Genomic DNA, 18697 nt, shown 5'->3' on the forward strand with positions numbered 1-18697 from the left:
TTCAAAGATGCTATTAAAGAATCAAAATTGTGATACTTTTTAGGAGTAACGTGAAAATTTTATTTATATCCTAAGCATTTTAGATTAAACCAGGAAAGAATTCTATTTTAAATTGTATGAACACTTATAATGATTACATCAAAGAGATTGAAGAAAGAAAATCTCAAGGTTTACATCCAAAACCAATTGATGGAGCTGAGTTATTAAGCGAGATTATTTCGCAAATCAAGGATAAAGATAATTCTCATCGAGAAGATTCTCTAAAGTTTTTTATTTATAATACATTACCAGGTACAACAAGTGCAGCTGGTGTAAAAGCAAAATTTCTTAAAGAAATTATTCTAGGCGAAACGGTGGTTGAAGAAATTTCACCTGCTTTTGCTTTTGAGCAATTATCTCATATGAAAGGAGGACCTTCTGTAGAAGTTCTTCTAGATTTAGCATTAGGATCTGATTCCTCAATTGCCGATGAAGCGGCTAAAGTTCTAAAAACTCAAGTATTCTTGTACGAAGCTGATACAGAGCGTTTAGAAGAGGCTATGAAATTAGGAAGCGCAATTGCTAAAGACATTATAGAAAGTTATGCAAAAGCAGAATTCTTTACAAAATTACCTGAAGTAGAGGAGAAAATTGAAGTTGTAACCTACATAGCTGGAGTTGGAGATATTTCTACGGATTTACTTTCTCCTGGTGCAGATGCGCATTCTAGATCGGATCGTGAATTACACGGACAATCTATGTTTGAGCATAATAAGGATATGCAGAATGAACTATTAGCATTACAAAAGCAACATCCAGATAAGCGTGTAATGTTAATTGCCGAAAAAGGAACGATGGGAGTTGGATCTTCTCGTATGTCTGGTGTAAATAACGTGGCATTATGGACAGGTATTCCTTCGAGTCCTTATGTGCCTTTTATTAACATTGCTCCAGTAATAGCAGGAACTAATGGTATTGCTCCAATCTTCTTAACCACCGTTGGTGTAACAGGAGGTATTGGTATAGATCTTAAAAACTGGGTAAAGCAAAAAGATGAAAATGGAAACACTATTGTAGATGAAGATGGTGATCCAATTTTAAAAGAAGTATATTCTGTTAAAACAGGTACTGTTTTAACCATTAATACGAAAGAAAAGAAATTATACAATGGTGATAAAGAATTAAAAGATATTTCTACTGCCTTAACTCCTCAGAAAATGGAGTTTATCAAAGCAGGAGGTTCTTATGCTGTTGTTTTCGGTAAAAAATTACAAACTTTTGCATGTAAAGCTTTAGGTATTGAGGTGCCTCAAGTATATGCACCTTCTAAAGAGATTTCTATAGAAGGACAAGGGTTAACCGCTGTAGAAAAGATTTTTAATAGAAATGCGGTAGGAAATACTCCAGGAGTTACGTTACATGCAGGATCAAATACCCGTGTTGAAGTTAATATTGTGGGATCTCAGGATACTACAGGTTTAATGACTTCTCAAGAGTTAGAAATGATGGCTGCTACGGTAATTTCACCTATTGTAGATGCTGGATATCAATCAGGATGTCATACAGCTTCCGTTTGGGATGATAAGTCAAAGGCTAATATTCCTAGATTAATGAAGTTTATGAATGACTTTGGTCTCATTACAGGGCGTGATCCAAAAGGAGTATATCATGCAATGACCGATGTGATACATAAAGTGTTAAATGATATCGCTGTAGATGATTGGGATGTAATCATTGGTGGTGATTCTCATACAAGAATGGCTAAAGGTGTTGCTTTTGGTGCAGATTCTGGTACTGTAGCACTAGCATTAGCTACAGGTGAAGCTACTATGCCAATTCCTGAGTCAGTAAAAGTAACATTTAAAGGAGATATGGTTCCTTATATGGATTTCCGTGATGTGGTTCATGCTACACAACAGCAAATGCTAGATCAATTTGATGGTGAGAATGTATTCCAAGGAAGAATTATTGAAGTACATATTGGTACGCTAACTTCTGATCAAGCATTTACATTTACAGATTGGACTGCAGAAATGAAAGCTAAAGCTTCAATTTGTGTGTCAGAAGATGAAACATTAATTGAATCATTAATCATCTCTAGAGATCGTATACAAATTATGATCGATAAGGGAATGGATAATGAGAAGCAAGTATTACAAGGTTTAGTAGACAAAGCAAACAATCGTATTGCAGAAATTGAATCAGGAAATAGACCAGCCTTAAGACCAGATGCTGATGCTAAATATTATGCAGAAGTAGTTATTGACTTAGATAAGATTGTGGAGCCAATGATTGCAGATCCAGATGTAAATAATGAAGATGTTTCTAAGCGTTATACGCATGATAATATCCAACCATTATCTTTCTATGGCGGAACAAAGAAAGTTGATTTAGGTTTTGTAGGATCTTGTATGATTCACAAAGGTGATATGAAGATTTTGGCACAGATGCTAAAAAATATAGAAGCACAACAAGGTGAAGTTAAATTTAATGCGCCATTAGTAGTTGCGCCTCCAACATACAATATCGTAGATGAGCTAAAAGCAGAAGGAGATTGGGATGTATTAGCTAAATATTCAGGTTTTGTATTTGATGATGCTGCGCCCAAAGCTGCAGCACGTACCAAATATGAAAATGTATTGTATTTAGAGCGTCCAGGATGTAACTTATGTATGGGTAATCAGGAGAAAGCAGAACCAGGAGACACAGTAATGGCAACATCTACACGTTTGTTCCAAGGTCGTGTTGTTAGAGACTCAAAAGAGAAAAAAGGAGAGTCTTTATTATCATCAACACCTGTAGTAGTGTTATCTTCAATTTTAGGAAGAACTCCAACATTAGAAGAATATCAAGCAGCTGTTAAAGGGATTATATTAACGAAGTTCAAGCCTTCTCAAAAACAATTAGTGGTATAATAGCTTATACATGAATATAACAAAAGCCTTATTATGAAAATAGTAAGGCTTTTTTTGTGATAAATGATTTTCTGTTATACTTCTATTAAGTTAATTTTTTAACTAATATTCTTCAGTAGAATAAATACTCTTTTTATAATCATTCTATTTTCATAATACCATTTCGTAGTCCTGCTATATTTCGTATCTTCAATACCTAATTTAAAATTAACGGAAATATATAGTAGTCTTATGGCATTCGATATTAATATGATTAAAAAGGTGTATGCTCAAGTTGCTGAAAGAGTAGACGCTGCCCGTGAGGTAACGGGTAAACCTTTAACATTAGCAGAGAAAATTTTGTATTCACATCTTTGGGATGGTAAGGCTAAAAGTGCCTTTACCAGAGGTAAAGATTATGTAGATTTTGCACCAGACCGTATAGCATGTCAGGATGCAACTGCACAGATGGCATTACTACAGTTCATGCAAGCTGGAAAGAAAAAGGTGGCTGTACCAACTACAGTACATTGTGATCATCTGATTCAAGCAAAAGTAGGGGCTACAGTAGATTTACAAACTGCTTTAAATAATAGTAACGAGGTTTTTAATTTTTTAGAGTCTGTATCTAATAAATATGGTATAGGTTTCTGGAAACCTGGAGCAGGAATTATTCATCAGGTGGTATTAGAAAATTATGCCTTTCCTGGCGGAATGATGATTGGTACGGATTCTCATACTGTAAATGCAGGAGGATTAGGAATGGTTGCCATAGGTGTTGGAGGAGCAGATGCTGTAGATGTGATGGCGGGAATGGCTTGGGAACTTAAATTTCCAAAACTAATCGGAGTGCGATTAACTGGTAAATTATCAGGATGGACAGCTCCAAAAGATGTAATTTTAAAAGTAGCAGAAATCCTTACTGTAAAAGGAGGAACAGGAGCTATTGTAGAATATTTTGGGCCTGGTGCAACGGCAATGTCTTGTACTGGTAAAGGAACTATTTGTAATATGGGTGCGGAGATAGGTGCTACAACATCTACTTTTGGATACGATGAGTCTATGGAACGCTACTTAAGAGCTACCGATAGAGCAGATGTTGCTGATGCTGCCAATGAAGTGAAAGAATATCTCACTGCAGATCCAGAAGTATATGCAAATCCAGAGCAATATTTTGATCAAGTGATAGATATCAATCTTTCCGAATTAGGACCGTTATTGAATGGACCTTTTACACCAGACTTATCTACCGAAGTAGGTTCTGCAATGACAGAAAAAGCCACTGCTAATGATTGGCCGCTAAAAGTAGAGTGGGGATTGATTGGTTCTTGTACAAATTCTTCTTACGAAGATTTATCAAGAGCATCTTCCATTGCACAGCAAGCGTTAGATAAGGGATTAAAAACAAAAGCAGAGTTTGGAATTAACCCAGGTTCTGAACAAGTACGTTTTACAGCAGAAAGAGATGGTATTCTTGATGTATTTGAAAAATTAGATGCTAAGATTTTTACGAATGCTTGTGGACCTTGTATCGGACAATGGGGAAGATATGAAGATCCAAAGAACGCTCCTAAAAATAGTATTGTCCATTCTTTTAATAGAAACTTCGCAAAACGTGCTGATGGAAATCCAAATACACACGCTTTTGTAGCTTCTCCAGAGCTTACCGCGGCAATTGCCATTGCAGGTCGCTTAGACTTTAATCCTCTTACTGATAAGTTAATCAATGAAAATGGAGAAGAAGTAATGTTAGACGAACCAACAGGATGGGAATTACCACCAAAAGGGTTCGAAGTAGAAGAAAATGGATATCTAGAACCAGTTGCAGATGGAAGCGGAGTAGAAGTGGTTGTAGATCCAAATTCAGAACGTTTAGAATTATTAACTCCTTTTGAACCGATTGGAGACGATGTCAAAGGAGCTAAACTATTGATCAAAGCTTTTGGAAAGTGTACTACCGATCATATTTCGATGGCTGGACCTTGGTTACGTTATAGAGGGCATTTAGATAACATATCTAATAACTGTTTGATTGGAGCTGTAAATGCCTATAACAAGAAGACAAACTTTGTGAAAAACCAGTTAACAGGAGAATATGATGGAGTTCCTACGGTACAAAGAGCGTACAAAGCAGCGGGTGTTCCAACGATTGTTGTTGGAGATCATAACTATGGAGAAGGTTCTTCACGTGAGCATGCAGCAATGGAGCCAAGACATTTAGGTGTAGTAGCTGTTATTGTAAAATCATTTGCTCGTATTCACGAAACCAACCTGAAAAAACAAGGAATGTTAGGACTTACTTTTGTAAATGAAAGTGATTATGATAAAATCCAGGAAGATGATACGATTAACTTCTTAGATTTAGATGCTTTTGCGCCTGGAAAGACATTAAATCTAGAGTTTGTACATTCAGACGGATCTAAAGATGTAATCGAAGTAAATCATACCTACAATGATTCGCAAATCGAATGGTTTAAAGAAGGGTCTGCATTGAATTTAATAAAGAAGCAGAACGCTTAAAGATATAATCAAATAGAATTTATTTAATCTCCCGAAGATCATTCTTCGGGAGATTTTATTTTATAAAGCTTTGTAATTTTATAAATTTGCGTATATGATACGCCAAAATATTAAAGTAGCAGTAGATGCCGTAGTCTTTGGATATAAAGAGAAGACATTGCAGGTGCTGTTGATCAAAAGAAATATAGATCCTTTTAAAGATTCTTGGGCTTTGCCAGGTGGTTTGGTTCTCGAAAGCGAAAGCTTGGAAGAAGCGGTAGAAAGAGAACTAAAAGAAGAAACCAATGCAACTGTAGATTATCTAGAACAATTATACTCTTTTGGAAAACCAGGTAGAGATCCTAGAAATAGAGTAGTCAGCGTAACGTATTTTGGATTAGTGAAACCAGAACATCATACGATCAAAGCGGATACAGATGCTAGTGATGTTGCATGGTTTGATATCAATGAACTTCCTGAGTTAGCTTTTGATCATGCTACTATCCTAGATATGGCCCAAAAACGATTACAAAATAAACTTACCTATGAACCCATCGGTTTCGATTTGCTGGCGGATAAATTTTTGTTTTCGGACCTTGAAAAACTCTACATGACTATCTTAGATAAACAAATCGATCGTAGAAACTTTCGCAAAAAGATTTTAAGTTTTGGGATCTTAGAAGAATTAGCCGAAAAAGTATCCGAAGGAAGAGGAAGACCTGCAAACCTCTTTAAATTCAATCAAAAACAATACTTCAAACTAAAAGAGGAAGGTTTTCTTTTTGATATAAAATAATCCAACAGTTTTTAATGATTAGATAGGTTCCTTCCCTCGGAAGGGAAGGTGGTTTTATAAAACAAACTTGTTTTTAGAAAAAACGGGAGGGTTATTAATTCTTGAAATTAAAATGCATTAAAAAACCTTTTATTGTATTTTTTACGCAAAATATTTTGTAGATATGTTTTTCTATTTTAAATTTGCGTAAAAATAACACAATTATGAAGTTTTTACATTTAGATTCATCATTTACACCTTTCGGAAAGTCAATTGAGTTTAACGCGTTTGTTTTTAATGGAGGGGAACCACATATCAAAATCTCAGAAGACAATGTTGGTAATGAGGTAACGATCACCCATCGATTAAATTCCTTTAATGATGTGGGATTGTTATTGGTAGCTACAGATGCATTACGAAGAATGGATGTAAAAGAGGTTAAGGTGTTGATTCCTTATTTTCCAGCAGCAAGACAAGATAGAGTGATGGTTTCTGGTGAAGCATTGAGTGTAAAGGTGTATGCGGATATTATAAATGCTCAGAATTATAGTGAAGTAATGGTTTTTGATCCACATTCAGAGGTGACACCAGCATTATTGAATAATGTAAAGGTGATTCAGAATTATGAGTTTGTAAAACAGTGTTTGAGGCATATCAATGAAGAAGTATTATTGATTTCTCCAGATGGAGGAGCGTTAAAAAAGATCTATAAAGTATCTGAGTATTTAGGAGGTGTCGAAGTAATAGAATGTTCTAAGAAAAGAGATGTAAAAACGGGAAAGTTGTCGGGATTTAGAGTGTATGAAGAAGATTTGAAAGAAAAACATTGTGTGATTGTGGATGATATCTGTGATGGAGGAGGAACTTTTTTAGGATTAGCAACTGCTTTACAAGAAAAGAATGCAGGGAAATTAAGTTTGATTGTAAGTCATGGAATTTTTAGTAGAGGTTTTGAAGAACTAAAGAAATCTTTTAATACAGTTTTTACCACCAATTCTTTCAAGGATGTCGATGAAGATGGAGTAGTTCAGTTTCCAGTGGTTAAATAATTGAAGCTAATATCAAACAGTCATCCTGAGCTTGTTGAAGGGTTTGACAATGAAAAAAAGAATAAAATAAAATATAATATAATATAACCATGAACCTAATCACAGCACCATCTACAATAGAACTTGATAAAAACTTCAGCGTTTTTTTAGCAGGAAGTATCGAAGTTGGTGTTGCCAAAAGATGGCAAGACATAGTGATTCAAGAATTATCTAATGAAAAAGTAACCTTACTCAACCCAAGAAGGGATAGTTGGGATCAAAGTTGGAAACAGACTATCGATGATCCGGTATTTAATAAACAGGTAAACTGGGAGTTAGAAGCATTAGAAAAATCGGATATGATCATTATGTACTTTGATAAAAATACAAAGTCTCCTATTACCTTATTGGAATTAGGATTGTTTGCCAAAATTGGAAAATTAATCGTTTGTTGTCCTGATGGATTTTGGAGAAAAGGAAATGTAGATATCGTTTGTGAACGATATGGAGTACAACAAGTAATGAGTTTAAACGAATTGGTACGTGAAATAAAAGAAAGAATACAATGAAGTATACGATACAAAATATACAGGAACAGTTTAATAAAGGGAAAAGCCTAAAGTATCTATTCTTTTGGGGACATACTCCTAATAAAGATGGTAGTATCGGTAAAAGCTGTTTTAGTCAGTGGTGGAATAATGCTTTTGAGGTAGAAGAAGTACGCTATAAAACAGCAGAACATTGGATGATGGCCAAGAAAGCCATTTTGTTTAATGATGAGACAATGTTACAAAAAATCATTGACTGTAATCATCCTATGGAAGCTAAACAATTTGGTAGAAAAGTGAAAAATTTTGATCCAGAGATTTGGAATCAGCATAAATATGAGATTGTGAAAGAAGGAAACTTCCATAAGTTTTCGCAGAATGAAGAAATGAAACAATTTTTACTGGATACAAAGAACAGAATCATTATAGAAGCAAGTCCAAGAGATAGAATATGGGGAATTGGAATGGGACAAGCTAATGAAAAAGCACAAAACCCCAATTTATGGAGAGGACAAAACCTGTTAGGTTTTGCACTGATGGAGGTAAGAGATGAATTAAATGAAGAAAGTTAAAGTATAATAATAATTTGTCCTATTGAAATTTCAACGTAAAAAACGAAGTGAACGCAGCGTAAAATTAAATTTTTGTGGCGTCAGAATAAAAATGTAAAAACTTGTTTTTCTGTGAAAACTTAAAGTTCAAGTAACTCAAAAAGGTTTTAATTTAATTTAGAGAAGAGAACGATGTTTTTAGTTGAAATTTCATAAGACTAGACTTTTTTGTTTCTTTTTTCGGCAATGGAAAAAAGAAAATAATAATAGATAAAATGAAACTTGAATTAAAAAAATATAGAGAACAAGAATCATACTGGCCACAAGAAGGGTATCATATTATGGCACAGTATGACGATGAGAAAATTATAGTGTATCAATCTTATAGACCTGAAATAGGAAATTTTGCAGTGAAAAATCAATTTTTTGGCGGTGCTTTCAGTCTGGAAAGAATGACATGGATAAAACCTAATTTTCTTTGGATGATGTATCGCAATGGTTGGGGAACTAAAGAAGGGCAGGAAGTAGTCTTAGCGATTCATTTAAAAAGAACAGCTTTTGAGAAGTATTTAGAGAATGCTGTGTATTCATCTTTTAAACCTGATTTGTACGAATCGTATGAATTATGGCAAAAAGATGTAGCCAAATCCAATGTTCGATTGCAATGGGATCCTGACCATAATCCATATGGAGCCAAATTAGAAAGAAGAGCCATCCAAATAGGATTAAGAAAGGAATTTATAAGATCCTTTGCCAAAGATGATATTCTAGAGATCGAGGATATTTCAGACTTTGTTAAAGAACAATATGAGTTTGTAAAATCAGGAGATTTAGAGCAATTAGTGACGCCTTTGGAAAAACCAATGCTTTTTGAGAATGAGGAATTAAACAAGTATTTGAAATTGAAATAAAGAATTGAAGATGGGAAGAGTTCAGGAAATACGAGCAAACTATGATAGAGAAATAATTACAGTGTATCAGGCATATAGTAAAGCGATTGCCTTACCTGCAATTCAGAATAATAAGTTCGAAGCTCCATTTTCTTTTCATAGAATGACTTGGATAAAACCTTCCTATTTATGGTTAATGGCTAGAAGTAATTGGGGAACAAAATCCAATCAAGAATATATCCTTGCCATAAAAATAACAAGAGCAGGTTGGGAGAAAGCATTGTCATTAGGAGTGTTAACGGATCCGGATATAGCTATTTATAAAAGTGGATCGGTATGGAAACAAGCGTTTGAAAATGCGAAAGTGCATATTCAATGGGATCCTGAAAGAACGCTGAAAGGAGCCAAAATGGACATACGATCCATACAAGTTGGAATTGGTAGAGATCTGATCAAAGAATATAATGAAGAATGGATCCAGGAAATAGTGGATTTAACTCCCTTGACACGAAAAATAAAAGATCTGATTAAAAAAGGAAAATATAAAGAAGCGAAAAGACTAGTTCCGGATGAGAAAGTGTATGTAGTATCGGAAAGTATACAACAGAACATAGGAATTAGGTAAACAGAATAGTAGAAATGAAAACAATGTTAGAACATATAAAAGGAGGAATATTTGGAATAGCTGTTGGTGATGCGCTGGGAGTACCTTATGAGTTTTTGGATCGTGATCAAATGGATAAGAGACCTGCTCGAGATATGATTGGTTATGGTACTCATAACCAACCGCCAGGAACTTGGTCAGATGATAGCTCACTAACATTTTGCCTAATGGATAGTTTATGTAATGGATATGATTTAGAGGATATTGCATCTAAGTCTGCGGCTTGGTTTTATGAGAATTTATGGACGCCTAGAGGTTTTGTGTTTGATATTGGGATTACAACTAAAAACGCGATTTATCAATACAAAAGAGGAATGAGACCTGATTTATGTGGTGGATTAGATGAATACTCCAACGGTAATGGATCTTTAATGCGAATTTTACCATTAGCTTATTATTTGAAGAGAGAAGAAGATATTGAAATTAGGTATGATGTGATTAAAAGAGTGTCTTCTATTACACATGGACATTTGCGCTCGGTTTTTTCATGTTTTATCTATGTTGAGTATGCTTTATTGCTTCTAAATGGACTAGATAAGTTTGAAGCATATGAAAATATAAAGCAACTCATACTAGATTTTGCTAAGCAAAATGATTTCAATCCAAAAGAAATTTCCCTTTTCTCAAGAATATTGGAAGAGGATATTTCAAAACAAGATCGATTTAATATCAAAGGTACAGGATACGTGTTGAGATCCCTTGAGGCAAGTTTTTGGTGTTTACTTACTTCAAATTCATTTGAAGAAGCAGTTTTGAAAGGAATCAATTTAGGAGAAGATACTGATACTACTGCTGCTATCACAGGTGGTTTAGCAGGAATATACTTTGGATATGATGCAATACCAGAAACCTGGAAATTTCAATTAGCTAGATTTGAAGATATCGAAAGTCTTATAGAACGATTTAATTATTGTTTAGAAAATAGAAGTTAATTGAAGATATGATATTTGTCCTACTGAAATTTCAACGTAAAAAATGAAGTAAGCGAAACGTAAAATTAAATTTTTGTAAGACCTGAATGAAAATGAAAAAAAACTGTTTTCCTGTGAAAACTCCAAGTTCAAATAGTTCAAAAATGGTTTTAATTTAATTTAGAGAAGAGAACGATATTTTTAGTGGAAGTTTCATAAGACTAGACTTTTTTGTTTCTTTTTTTGGTAATGAAAAAAAGAAAAATAAGAATAAAAAATGAAAACAATAACCTATATAAAAGGAGATGTTACGGTTCCACAAGCCAAAGGAACGAAACTAATTGTCCATATCTGCAACAATATTGGTGGTTGGGGTAAAGGTTTTGTAGTAGCAATATCAAAACGATGGCCAGAACCAGAAAAAGCCTTTAGAGAATGGTATAAAAACCGAGCAAAAAATGATTTTCAGTTAGGAGCTATTCAAGTTGTACAAGTTTCTGATGACAAATATATAGGTAATATGATAGCTCAAGAAGGAATCAAAACCGCTAGAAGTAAAGGAGTTCCTATCCGATACGAAGCTGTGCAGCAATGTTTAGAGAAAATAGTAGTCGAAGCAAAAGAACTAAATGCAAGTATTCATATGCCAAGAATTGGTTGTGGATTGGCTGGTGGCAAATGGGAAAGAATAGAAGCTATAATTGAAGAAACCTTATTGAAGAATGACTTAGATGTGTATGTCTATGATTTTGGTTAAAATTTAAACGAATAAAGCTATGTATACTTTAGATAAAATACCTTTTTTTCAGGAAATAGAAGGAAGTAATAATATTCTTTTAGCAGGAATGGGTGGTGGTTTTGATATTTACGCAGCAATACCACTGTACTTTAGTCTAATAAAACAAGGCAAAAAAGTAACGATTGCTAATTATTCATTTACCAGATTAAATGATACTTCATCAGAATCAGTATTTCCATTTTGTTACAAGATAAGTCCAGGAGATCAGATTTATGCTTTCCCAAGATACTTTCCAGAGAAATATTTAAAGTTATGGTTTCATCTACAGGGAATTTTGGTGGATATCTATGCGTTTGAAAGAACTGCAGTACAACCCTTAAAAGATGCTTATCAGTTTTTAGTAGATAAACATGAAATAGATACTGTAATTCTTGTAGATGGAGGAACTGATTGTTTAATGTTTGGAGATGAAGAAGGATTAGGGACTCCTCAAGAAGATATTTGTTCTATGGCAGCAGTATTTCAGACCAAAGTTGATAAGAAATTATTATTGAGTGTAGGATTTGGTGTGGATCATTATCATGGAGTTTCACATTATAGATTTCTAGAAAATCTGGCAGAATTAGATAGAGAACAGGCTTATTTGGGGTCTTTTCAGGTATTAAATTCTATGACCGAAGGTCAAAAATATAAAGAAGCTATTGATTTTGTAGATAGTAAAATGAAAGGAATGGAAAGCATTGTTTCCAATTCCATTATAAGTGCTCTAGAAGGAAATTATGGAGATTATCACAGAACATCAAGAACCAAAGGAAGCGAATTATGGATCAATCCATTAATGACTATTTATTGGAGTTTTAAGTTAGAAAATGTGATGAAGAAGAATACCTATTATGAATATATAAAAAACACAAATACAGTAGGAGAATTTAGAGCCAAGCTAGCTGACTATAGAAGAACGCTAGTGGACTATAGAGAAAAACGACAGATCCCTATTTAGAAATGAAACTAAAAGTACTACAAGCAGATATTACAACTTTTGAAGTAGATGCAATTGTCAACGCAGCCAATACCTCTTTATTAGGAGGTGGTGGTGTAGATGGAGCTATACATAGAAAAGGAGGAGTAGAGATTTTAGAAGCTTGTAGAAAAATCAGAGCAACACAAGGAAAGTGTAATCCAGGAGAAGCAGTTATTACTACTGCCGGTAATCTTATTGCGAAGTATGTTATTCATACTGTTGGACCAGTTTGGAATAATGGAGGAAAAGATAAAGAAGAGACTTTATCTAAATGTTATAGTAATTCACTTCGATTGGCAGTAGAGCATAATTGTAAAACGATTGCTTTTCCAAATATCAGTACAGGAATTTATAAGTTTCCAAAAGAACTGGCCGCCAATATAGCTATTCATACGGTAACAAATGACCCAAATCTGACACATATGAAAGAATTACTATTTGTGTGTTACGATGAGTTGAATTTTAGAATATATCAGAAAGTTCTAGAAGTGAACTAGCTTTTTTTATAAATAATCCTATAGCTAATGTTGTCATCCTAAGCTTGTCGAAGGGTTTTTAGGCAAAGAAAATAAGAACAACAGAAAAATGAAAACAAAAACTTTATACAGACCCGTTGGATTAAAAGAATTAGAGCTAATTCATCATAGTAACTGGAAGCAGTTTCCACCAAGATTGAATTGGCAACCTATCTTTTATCCTGTGATGAACGAAGCGTATGCTATAGAAATCGCTACTAAATGGAATTTGGATGATGAAGGTTCTGGATATTCGGGTTTTGTAACAGCGTTTGATATGAATGCAGAGTTTATTAAAAAATATAAGATTGAAAATGTAGGAGGACCGATTCATAACGAATTATGGGTTCCTGCAGAAGAGTTAGAAGAATTTAATGATCATATAGTAAGTAGGAGAAATTAGGATAACAAAAGCATATTTTGGAAAGAAATATGTCCATCCTGAAAATGAAGAATTAAAAAGAATGATTAGAACACATGAAAACAAATAATAAGCAAATAAGTAAGTTTTTAAGCCTTATCCTTAGGCATAATCCTGGAAAAATAGGATTAGTACTAGATGAAAATGGATGGGCAGATGTAAATGAGTTACTAGAAAAAGCGAATAAAGATCGTCATCAACTTACTCCAGAAATATTAAAAGAAGTTGTTGAAACAAATGATAAAAAACGATTTGCTTTTAATGATGGTGAAACCAAAATCAGAGCGAATCAGGGGCATTCGATTAAGGTGGATTTGGAGTATACTCCCATAGAACCACCAGAGTTCTTATATCATGGAACGGTAGGTAAATTTAGAGAAGCCATTAAGAAACAAGGCTTACTAAAAATGAGTCGACATCATGTTCATTTGAGTGAAGAAAGAGAAACTGCTACACGTGTAGGAGCAAGAAGAGGTGTTCCTATCATATTATCCATACGATCAGGAGAAATGTATAGAAATGGAATCGAATTCTATCAATCAGATAATGGAGTTTGGTTAACGGATACCGTACCTCCAGAATATATTGAGTTTTGATGATTAGCAAAAAAGATAGATTTTTAGGAGCAATGTATCTTGGTGCAATTGGAGATGCTTATGGAAGTGCATTTGAAAATGCTTCAAGAACAGTAATAGACCAGAATACATATTATCTGTTTGGGCAACCTAAACCGGGATTGCCCAAATGGATGATCACTGATGATACTCAATTAACTGTCATTACTTGCGAAGCACTATTGGAAGATGTTACATTAAGACCAGAAATTTTATCTCGTTATTTTGTGAACTATTTTTCTAAAGGAAGGATAAAGGGGATAGGAGCATCTACATTAAAAGCTTTTCAAGAACTTCAGATAGGCGCGGATTGGAGTCAAACCGGAAGAAGGGGAGAGTATGCCGCAGGAAATGGAGCAGCTATGCGAATTGCACCTTTAGCTTTTTTTGACAATATACCCAGAAATAGAATCGAAGAGATTTGTTCTATTACTCATAGAAATTCAGAAGCTTATATTGGAGCGTTGGCAGTTGTTGTTTCCATTCAGATGATATTAAGTGGTTTTTGGAAGGAGAATACTAGTTTGTTAAAATTGGTAGGGAACCAATTACCTAGCTCGAATGTAAAGAATAGAATTTTAGAGTTATTTAAGTTAGAAGATACTGTTTCAATTCAGGAAGTAGCAAAAACTTTTGGAAGTGATGGATATGTTGTAAACTCTGTTCCACTTTGCATTTTTGCAGCATCGAGAATAAAAGATTTGGAAATCGATTTTATTTTTAATGAGATCATTGAATCTAAAGGTGATACAGATACTAACTGCGCTATTACAGGTCAAATATGTGGAGCCTACTTGGGAATTGATAACGTACCAGTTTCTTTTAAAAAGAAATTACAAGAATTACCAGAGTATGATTGGTTTAATTTTCATATTGGTGAACTAGCAAATAAAATGATGTAAATTATGAGAACACTTGTAATTGGAGATATACACGGAGGTTATAAAGCATTGCTTCAAGTTTTAGAACGTGCCAACGTAACAAAAGAAGATACATTGATTTTTTTAGGAGATTATGTAGATGGTTGGAGTCAATCTGCAGAAACGATTCAATACCTTATAGAGTTAAGCGAAAAACAACAATGCATTTTTATAAAAGGGAATCACGATGTTTGGTGTCACGAGTGGTTATTGAATCCAGAAATTGAAAACCATATATGGTTTCGTAACGGAGGTAAAGAAACAATTACATCATATTTAACTAATAATTTTGATACAATAGCACACTTAGAGTTTTACAAAACTCTAAAGAATTATTATGTCGATAAGAAAAATCGATTATTCATTCATGCAGGGTTTTCTTCTATGAAAGGACCTGCTAATGAAGTTTATCTTACAAATTATCGATGGGATAGGACTTTATGGGAGATGGCAATCGTTATGGATAAAAGAGTGAAAAAACATTCATCATTATATCCTAATCGATTAAAGTTGTATTCAGAAATATATATAGGTCATACACCAACTCTTCATTATGATACGGATGTTCCTATGCAAGGTATTAATGTATGGAACATTGATACGGGTGCTGCATTCACCGGAAAACTAACCATTTTAGATATCGATACCAAAGAATTCTGGCAGAGCGATCCATTACCAAACCTATACCCAGACGAAAAAGGACGTAATTAGCTCATTATCTTCTTAAGGTAAAATGACTTCTATAGGTTTCGGATCCATCTTTCAGTTCCGCTACGAACCAATAATCGGTTCCTGGCATGGGTATGCCATTGTATATTCCATCCCATCCTTGTCCATTAGGATCTATTTGTGCAAGCAGTCTTCCGTATCGATCAAAAATAAATAGCTCCATATCTGGTACATTATTATCAGAAATAACATTCCAAAAATCATTAAAACCGTCATTATTGGGAGTAAAAAAAGCCGGAAAACCAATCACAAGAATAGTGGCTGTAAGTTCGCCACATCCATCTGTATTTCTAACCGTGACTGTATGAGTACCCAAAGAAACATTAGGAAACAGGTTGCTGTCTTGATAAAACCCATTATCTAAAGAGAATTCATAAGGACCACTACCACCTGTTACCGCAGCAATAATGTCATTTTCACTAGAAAAAAGGCCATTAGTAAGACTAAGAGATAGCGACTCAGGTCCTTCGGTAAAAGCAACAATTACAGAAGCTTCACCAAAACAAGTACCACCGGTACTACTCGTATATTCAACCAAATATTCTCCGGGATTTTCAGCAATGAATGAGGAAGCGGTGGCAGTAGGAATAATAACTCCATCTAGGCTCCAAACAAAAGAAAAAAGAGAAGGATCCAGATTTGTTTCTAAAACTGGAAACGATTCACCATTAACAGGCTCTCCAGTCTCATCAATACATATCGGTGAAGGAGTATCGAATACTACTTGCGGACAAAAACAGTCTGGTGCCGAGACAGTTTCTGTAATCGAACAAGTACTTACAATTGAGGAGGTAGCGGTGATAACAACATCTGTATCAAATGGGATATCAAAAATGATATTATTGGTCATATCTACGGTTCCTGAAGAGGCAGTAACCGAAATATTAGCTCCTGTCTGATAGGTAATTTCATAAGTGCCATTACTACATTGCGTAGTAATTGCAGAGATGGTAGGTAAGGAGACAGCTTGTACAGTAACTTCTGCACTGTCATTACCACATCCGTTTCCAGAATCGATGGTATAGGTATAAACTCCATTAGGGTCTGTCCCAGGAGTAAATACACCAGTACCACTACTAAGTGTTGGTGACCAAGTTCCTCCAGTGTCTGGTGTTCCTCCAAGAATAGTAAAGAGGTCAATGGGAACATCTGTTTCGCATACATCTAATGCTCCAGGCTCTCCCGCATTTGGCGCACTGATTAATGTTACAGTTACATTGGCAGAGTCATCAGGACAGTTGGTTCCAGTAACCGTATAAGTATAAACTCCAGGAGGATCTACAGCAGGATCAAAAACTCCGGTTCCACTTGCTAATGGCGGTGTCCAAGTACCACCAATGGTAGGAGTAATTCCAGTAAGTTGCGTATATAAATCAATTGGTGGACTAGTCGGACAAATATCCAAAAAACCATCCTCACCAGCATTCGGAGAATCGGTTCCTGTAACTGTCACATCATCTGTTAAAGTTATTTGTTCACCATCACAATTGGTATATACTATTTCAGCAGTATAGGTAGTATTCGTGTTTGGACAAACGCTGATAGTGGAGGTATCACCAATTTCCATTCCCAAAGAATCAAACCAAGAAATTTCATAATTAGGATTTCCATTTGGGGTAAATCTCCAAGCTTCGTTACTGATATCAAAAGGGCCATCGGAGGTATTTCTACCAGGAGGAACAAAAGCCACAGTTCCTGGATTATTTTGTATTCCAATGACTGCATTTCCATTATTCCAAGAAGTACAAAAAGGTTTATCCTCTACGTAAACTTCAATCACATTGGTAGTTTCGTAAAGTACCATCTGAAAGGTTGAAGTTAAACTATTACAACTAGCACTAAAATGAGCTACAGAAGAATAGGAGACGACCAATGTTCTACAAGGAGATGTTCCTAATAATTCCCATCCAATTTCGGGTGAAGTACTTAAAATAGATGGATCGATATCATGAGCAACACCAAAAATATTCGCTTCACCTAGAGTTGGATTCATATTTTCAGGAAGGTCTTCATTAAATTGCCATTCATTATCTCGATCTAGAGCATTCACTTCGAGTCTGATAACCCCATTTGAACCTACTTGAATTTGATTGTAGGTATCTCCAAAAAAACAAAAATTGAAAGGCAAATCAATAACATCAGACCAGATGTCATCTACCCCTAGGCTTATAGGATTTGCAAGTCCTGTATAAGGAAATGAAGGTGCATATGGTACAGAAGCTATTTCGTAACTGGTAGTGATTCCTGTTTCTAAAAAAGAGGCTGTTAAGTCAACACATAAATTGTTGCAATCCGTAATTTGATCTGGTCCGGCATCTAAATTTGGACACCCAGGAGCTTGACTGTAAACAGCAAAAAAACAAAGTAAAAAGCTAGTGGTAATAGCTAATTTTAGGGTATAGGTTTTCATGAAGAGGAGTGGTTTTAAGATGATATTTAGTTTTGTTGGTGAAAACTTTAATCAATCGGAGCGGAAATAGAGAAATATCATTGGTTTAAATTTGTTTTATGAGTAATTAAGTATTTGCCTCTTTTGAAAGGGGTAAATACCAAGTTCTAGTAAAAAAAATCATGTATGCTGCATATCCAACGACAGTAAATCCAGTTCTAAATCTGTAATATTCATCAAATAGATACGTTGACAAATCAGATTCCTAAAACGAGAATATTTAGAATAAAAGGGACGCATTCTATCATATTCTCCTATGCATATTCAGCTAACGTTCATTGGAAAGAGTTTAGTGTGTAAGTCGTTTCTGCTATGGATTGTAAGGTTTTTCGAAGTTTTGATATGTTTCGAGTACGAAGTATTTTTTGATGCCAAGAAAAGTGCTATTTGTCTGATTTTGAAAGCTTACTTGAAGGAATTGTAGGATGTGAACTTTTTTCTATTTAAGTCTAAATTAACTTTTTTAACACGAAATTAATGGTTGACCAATAAGTGTGAGAATTTTTTCAAACTAAAGTAATCATAAAAAGATTTGTATAGTTTTAAAACT

Annotated in this window: 17 protein-coding genes; 16 read left to right on the top strand and 1 reads right to left on the bottom strand. The window is 34.5% G+C overall.

All coding sequences use genetic code 11. The features are described from left to right. The first annotated feature begins 116 nt into the window (after positions 1-116). The 16 genes from ABD077_RS17405 to ABD077_RS17480 all read left to right on the top strand — a co-directional run bounded on the left by ABD077_RS17405 (position 117) and on the right by ABD077_RS17480 (position 15680). Positions 117-2894 (top strand): bifunctional aconitate hydratase 2/2-methylisocitrate dehydratase, encoded by a 2778-nt coding sequence (locus ABD077_RS17405; protein ID WP_343913522.1) that lies wholly within the window; start codon positions 117-119, stop codon positions 2892-2894. Positions 2895-3125: 231 nt separating this feature from the next. Then, positions 3126-5393, top strand: coding sequence for an aconitate hydratase (locus tag ABD077_RS17410; RefSeq protein ID WP_343913523.1), 2268 nt, complete (start codon positions 3126-3128; stop codon positions 5391-5393). 94 nt (positions 5394-5487) lie between these two features. Continuing rightward, positions 5488-6168, top strand: a complete 681-nt coding sequence (locus ABD077_RS17415) for an NUDIX hydrolase (RefSeq protein WP_343913524.1) — start codon at positions 5488-5490, stop codon at positions 6166-6168. A 203-nt stretch (positions 6169-6371) separates the two neighbouring features. After that, a complete protein-coding gene (gene prs, locus ABD077_RS17420; protein ID WP_343913525.1) occupies positions 6372-7196 on the top strand; it encodes a ribose-phosphate diphosphokinase in 825 nt (274 codons plus the stop codon). 89 nt (positions 7197-7285) lie between these two features. Further along, positions 7286-7744, top strand: a complete 459-nt coding sequence (locus ABD077_RS17425; protein ID WP_343913526.1) for a nucleoside 2-deoxyribosyltransferase domain-containing protein — start codon at positions 7286-7288, stop codon at positions 7742-7744. Further along, complete coding sequence (gene ybiA, locus ABD077_RS17430; protein WP_343913527.1) at positions 7741-8295, top strand: riboflavin biosynthesis intermediates N-glycosidase; 555 nt, start codon at positions 7741-7743, stop codon at positions 8293-8295. Before ABD077_RS17425 ends, ybiA begins: the two co-directional genes overlap by 4 nt. Positions 8296-8549: 254 nt before the next feature. Beyond that, positions 8550-9185, top strand: coding sequence for a DUF4291 domain-containing protein (locus ABD077_RS17435; RefSeq protein ID WP_343913528.1), 636 nt, complete (start codon positions 8550-8552; stop codon positions 9183-9185). 10 nt (positions 9186-9195) lie between these two features. Beyond that, a complete protein-coding gene (locus tag ABD077_RS17440) occupies positions 9196-9789 on the top strand; it encodes a DUF4291 domain-containing protein (protein ID WP_343913529.1) in 594 nt (197 codons plus the stop codon). Between the two features lie 14 nt (positions 9790-9803). Beyond that, a complete protein-coding gene (locus ABD077_RS17445) occupies positions 9804-10760 on the top strand; it encodes an ADP-ribosylglycohydrolase family protein (protein WP_343913530.1) in 957 nt (318 codons plus the stop codon). Positions 10761-11016: 256 nt separating this feature from the next. Further along, on the top strand, positions 11017-11496 hold the full coding sequence (locus ABD077_RS17450) for a macro domain-containing protein (protein ID WP_343913531.1): 480 nt from the start codon (positions 11017-11019) through the stop codon (positions 11494-11496). 19 nt (positions 11497-11515) lie between these two features. Further along, positions 11516-12478, top strand: a complete 963-nt coding sequence (locus ABD077_RS17455; RefSeq protein ID WP_343913532.1) for a DUF1152 domain-containing protein — start codon at positions 11516-11518, stop codon at positions 12476-12478. 2 nt (positions 12479-12480) lie between these two features. Continuing rightward, complete coding sequence (locus ABD077_RS17460) at positions 12481-12996, top strand: O-acetyl-ADP-ribose deacetylase (protein WP_343913533.1); 516 nt, start codon at positions 12481-12483, stop codon at positions 12994-12996. An 88-nt stretch (positions 12997-13084) separates the two neighbouring features. Continuing rightward, the gene (locus ABD077_RS17465) at positions 13085-13417 is read left to right on the top strand and encodes an ADP-ribosylation/crystallin J1 (RefSeq protein WP_343913534.1); all 333 of its coding nucleotides are present in this window, start codon (positions 13085-13087) and stop codon (positions 13415-13417) included. Between the two features lie 74 nt (positions 13418-13491). Beyond that, positions 13492-14031 carry an RNA 2'-phosphotransferase gene (locus ABD077_RS17470; RefSeq protein WP_343913535.1) on the top strand — a complete coding sequence of 180 codons (540 nt, stop codon included), beginning with the start codon at positions 13492-13494 and terminating at the stop codon, positions 14029-14031. Then, entirely contained in the window at positions 14031-14951 is a 921-nt protein-coding gene (locus tag ABD077_RS17475) for an ADP-ribosylglycohydrolase family protein (protein WP_343913536.1), read from the top strand. Before ABD077_RS17470 ends, ABD077_RS17475 begins: the two co-directional genes overlap by 1 nt. Continuing rightward, the gene (locus tag ABD077_RS17480) at positions 14952-15680 is read left to right on the top strand and encodes a metallophosphoesterase family protein (protein WP_343913822.1); all 729 of its coding nucleotides are present in this window, start codon (positions 14952-14954) and stop codon (positions 15678-15680) included. It abuts the gene before it with no gap. A 4-nt stretch (positions 15681-15684) separates the two neighbouring features. Here the strand turns inward: ABD077_RS17480 and ABD077_RS17485 are convergent, their stop codons facing one another. After that, on the bottom strand, positions 15685-18108 hold the full coding sequence (locus ABD077_RS17485) for a T9SS type B sorting domain-containing protein (protein ID WP_343913537.1): 2424 nt from the start codon (positions 18106-18108) through the stop codon (positions 15685-15687). Between the last annotated feature and the right edge of the window lie 589 nt (positions 18109-18697).

The organism is Aquimarina litoralis (genome assembly GCF_039523995.1).
Taxonomy (GTDB): Bacteria; Bacteroidota; Bacteroidia; order Flavobacteriales; family Flavobacteriaceae; genus Aquimarina; species Aquimarina litoralis.

Bases quoted from the DNA above. Each gene is read 5' to 3' on its own strand.
- ABD077_RS17405 (WP_343913522.1), top strand. From the start codon at position 117: ATGAACACTTATAATGATTACATCAAAGAGATTGAAGAAAGAAAATCT.
- ABD077_RS17410 (WP_343913523.1), top strand. From the start codon at position 3,126: ATGGCATTCGATATTAATATGATTAAAAAGGTGTATGCTCAAGTTGCT.
- ABD077_RS17415 (WP_343913524.1), top strand. From the start codon at position 5,488: ATGATACGCCAAAATATTAAAGTAGCAGTAGATGCCGTAGTCTTTGGA.
- prs (WP_343913525.1), top strand. From the start codon at position 6,372: ATGAAGTTTTTACATTTAGATTCATCATTTACACCTTTCGGAAAGTCA.
- ABD077_RS17425 (WP_343913526.1), top strand. From the start codon at position 7,286: ATGAACCTAATCACAGCACCATCTACAATAGAACTTGATAAAAACTTC.
- ybiA (WP_343913527.1), top strand. From the start codon at position 7,741: ATGAAGTATACGATACAAAATATACAGGAACAGTTTAATAAAGGGAAA.
- ABD077_RS17435 (WP_343913528.1), top strand. From the start codon at position 8,550: ATGAAACTTGAATTAAAAAAATATAGAGAACAAGAATCATACTGGCCA.
- ABD077_RS17440 (WP_343913529.1), top strand. From the start codon at position 9,196: ATGGGAAGAGTTCAGGAAATACGAGCAAACTATGATAGAGAAATAATT.
- ABD077_RS17445 (WP_343913530.1), top strand. From the start codon at position 9,804: ATGAAAACAATGTTAGAACATATAAAAGGAGGAATATTTGGAATAGCT.
- ABD077_RS17450 (WP_343913531.1), top strand. From the start codon at position 11,017: ATGAAAACAATAACCTATATAAAAGGAGATGTTACGGTTCCACAAGCC.
- ABD077_RS17455 (WP_343913532.1), top strand. From the start codon at position 11,516: ATGTATACTTTAGATAAAATACCTTTTTTTCAGGAAATAGAAGGAAGT.
- ABD077_RS17460 (WP_343913533.1), top strand. From the start codon at position 12,481: ATGAAACTAAAAGTACTACAAGCAGATATTACAACTTTTGAAGTAGAT.
- ABD077_RS17465 (WP_343913534.1), top strand. From the start codon at position 13,085: ATGAAAACAAAAACTTTATACAGACCCGTTGGATTAAAAGAATTAGAG.
- ABD077_RS17470 (WP_343913535.1), top strand. From the start codon at position 13,492: ATGAAAACAAATAATAAGCAAATAAGTAAGTTTTTAAGCCTTATCCTT.
- ABD077_RS17475 (WP_343913536.1), top strand. From the start codon at position 14,031: ATGATTAGCAAAAAAGATAGATTTTTAGGAGCAATGTATCTTGGTGCA.
- ABD077_RS17485 (WP_343913537.1), bottom strand. From the start codon at position 18,108: ATGAAAACCTATACCCTAAAATTAGCTATTACCACTAGCTTTTTACTT.